Raw genomic sequence first — 2606 nt, forward strand, 5'->3', positions numbered from 1 at the left:
GTTGAGTGTAAAGTAATCTTTATGTAAATGAGTTCTGAGTTGATCATCAAGCGAGCGTTCCTCTTGAGCATAGCTAACGTTTGCATATGTGAAGCAAAGAAAAAAAAACAATGGTAAAACTGTTCTCATAATTAATGAATTAAGTTGATTAAATAAATTTTCGTGCAGCTATTTGTACCGGGTCCCAAACACCTGAGAATGGCGGGGCGTAAGCTAAATCAAGGTCAACCATTTGTTGCGCGGTTAACCCTGCAGAAATTGCTGTCGCAATGGTGTCGATGCGCTTGGCTGCTCCTTTAAATCCAACAATTTGCCCGCCCAAAATTCGTTGGGTTTGTTTGTTTACCACAAGTTTTACATGGATTTTTTCTGAACCGATATAGTACCCTGCCGGGGAAACTGAAGTAATTGTTTTGGCCTCATATTCAACTCCCAGTTCTTTTGCCTCTTTTTCGGACAGGCCCGTGCGTGAGATTTCCAACTCTTTAAATTTTGTAATGGCAGTTCCCAGAACACCGGGGAACTCAGCGTTCCCGCCGCTGATATTGATGCCGGCAACCAGTCCGTGCTTGTTGGCAACCGTACCCAGGGCAATGTGAACCTGTTTTTGGGTAACCAGGTGAAAGGATTCGGCACAATCGCCTGCTGCCCAAATGTGAGGTTCTGATGTTTCAAGGCGTTTGTTTACCTGGATGGCATCACTTGCCCCCAGTTTTATTCCGGCCCGGGCTGCCAGTTCAGCGTTGGGTTTCACGCCCATTCCCAAAATAACAATATCGGCAGGAATGGTTTGTTTATCCGTTATTACCGATTTTATGCTGCCACCGGAATTCTTCTCAAACTTCACCAGTTTCTCTTTCAGAAAAACCTTTACCTGCTGTTCCGTCATGTACTCAAGAATAAGGTCAGCCATATCCTTATCGAGGGTAGCCATCAGTTGCGGAGCCATGTCAATCAGGGTAACATCCATTGAGCGGCTGAGAAAGGCTTCAGCCATCTCCATTCCAATATAGCCACCACCCACAATTACAGCTTTAGCCGGTTTTTTCTCCTTTAAAAAGTTGAATACGTCCATTCCGCTTTGAAGCGTAGAAAGGGCAAAAATTCCACTGGCTTCTATATTCTCCATGTTGGGCACAATGGGGGAGGCTCCTGTTGCAATAAGCAGGTCGTCCCAGGGTTCCCAAAATTCCTTTTCTTCATCAAGATTCCTGACCTTTACGCGCTTGTTTTTCGGGTCGATTTCAATCACTTCGTGGCGAATTCGCACGTCAATATGCTGTTTTTTTCTGAAAACTTCAGGTTTACGGGCAATCAACTGTTCCTCCGATTCAACCTGCCCACCGATATAATAGGGCATTCCGCAGGCAGAGTAGGAAGTATGATTTCCCCGCTCGAAAACAATAATCTCACGCTCAGGCTGCTCCCGCCTGATTTTCGATGCGGCTGTCATACCTGCTGCGTCACCACCAATTACAACGAGTTTACGTGTATTCATTTTCATTAAACTTTTATGAAAAATAATCAGGTTATTATTTGTTTTTTTATCCTACCGGGTTATTTTTTTTAATCCTGAAAATAAAATGCCCCCGGTAAGCGCTCCCAAAAAATAAATACCAATAATTGCAAATGACAAAGGCATTTCAGCACTCCACTTATAAAATGAAATTCTCACCGTTTCAAAATTCTGAAATGCAAAAATCAAGGCAATGATTACAAGGATGAATACCAGGATTGTTTTAATAATTTTCATAATATTTGTTTTTAAATTTTTCTTGTCTATCCTCCAAATCGCGCTTTTCCGAAAATATTTTTTCGGTGGCATTTATAATCGTTTCAGCAAACTGAAAGAAAAGTTTCTGTTGGGTTCTGTTATTTTACCTGACAGGCAAATCAGCCTTTTTCAACTGTTCCTTTGCATCTTTGTAGCCTTGTTCTATCAAATCTTTAATCTGGTCTGTGCTTATCATATTAAATTTTGAGAGGTCGGGTGTTATCAATAAATCGGCATCTTCGGTTTGATATTTGGCAGCCGCTTTCAGTGTAAAATGAAAACTATTGATCATTACATCGAGTATGCTGTCTGGTTTATTATACGTTTTTTTTGCATTTAAATCCACTCCAATAACATACTCTGCTCCCATATTTTTCACGGTGTCAATAGGTATGTTTTCTACAATACCACCGTCCACCAAAAGTTTTTCATCAAATTCTACCGGACTAAAAACCCCGGGGATACAAGTACTTGCCATTACGGCTTGTGCCACAAGTCCTTTATCTAAAACAACTTTTTCTCCATTGGTTATATCAGTAGCAATAACAGCAAAAGGAACATCGGCGTCTTCTATTTTCTTTTTCCCCAGGCTTGTTCCTAAAAGTCCACCCAGCTTGGCATTGGACAGCAGTCCGCTTTCAAAAATGGCTATTCCTGATATATCCATCCATTTAAGTTCCAGTGCTATTTCTTCGATTTCTTTCGATGTGTTTCCAAATGCATACAGAGCCCCCACAAAAGCCCCTATGCTGGTGCCTGTTACAAAACTTACTTCAACATTCATTTCTTCCAATGCCCTAATTACACCAATATGGGCGGCGCCTAAAACTGC

3 protein-coding genes are annotated in these 2606 nt (G+C 41.5%); all 3 read right to left on the bottom strand.

What is annotated here, in order from left to right; all coding sequences use genetic code 11:
• Nucleotides 1-148: 148 nt before the first annotated feature.
• On the bottom strand, nucleotides 149-1498 hold the full coding sequence (locus ACESMA_RS21495) for a CoA-disulfide reductase (protein ID WP_372950941.1): 1350 nt from the start codon (nucleotides 1496-1498) through the stop codon (nucleotides 149-151).
• Between the two features lie 51 nt (nucleotides 1499-1549).
• Nucleotides 1550-1753, bottom strand: coding sequence for a lipopolysaccharide assembly protein LapA domain-containing protein (locus ACESMA_RS21500; protein ID WP_372950942.1), 204 nt, complete (start codon nucleotides 1751-1753; stop codon nucleotides 1550-1552).
• Between the two features lie 124 nt (nucleotides 1754-1877).
• On the bottom strand, nucleotides 1878-2606 hold a 729-nt coding region (locus tag ACESMA_RS21505), incomplete at its 5' end, for a patatin-like phospholipase family protein (RefSeq protein ID WP_372950943.1).

Source organism: Mariniphaga sp. (assembly GCF_041687215.1).
Lineage (GTDB): Bacteria > Bacteroidota > Bacteroidia > Bacteroidales > Prolixibacteraceae > Mariniphaga.

Excerpts from the sequence above, each read along its gene's own strand:
- ACESMA_RS21500 (WP_372950942.1), bottom strand. The coding sequence starts at position 1,753 with ATGAAAATTATTAAAACAATCCTGGTATTCATCCTTGTAATCATTGCC.
- ACESMA_RS21495 (WP_372950941.1), bottom strand. The coding sequence starts at position 1,498 with ATGAATACACGTAAACTCGTTGTAATTGGTGGTGACGCAGCAGGTATG.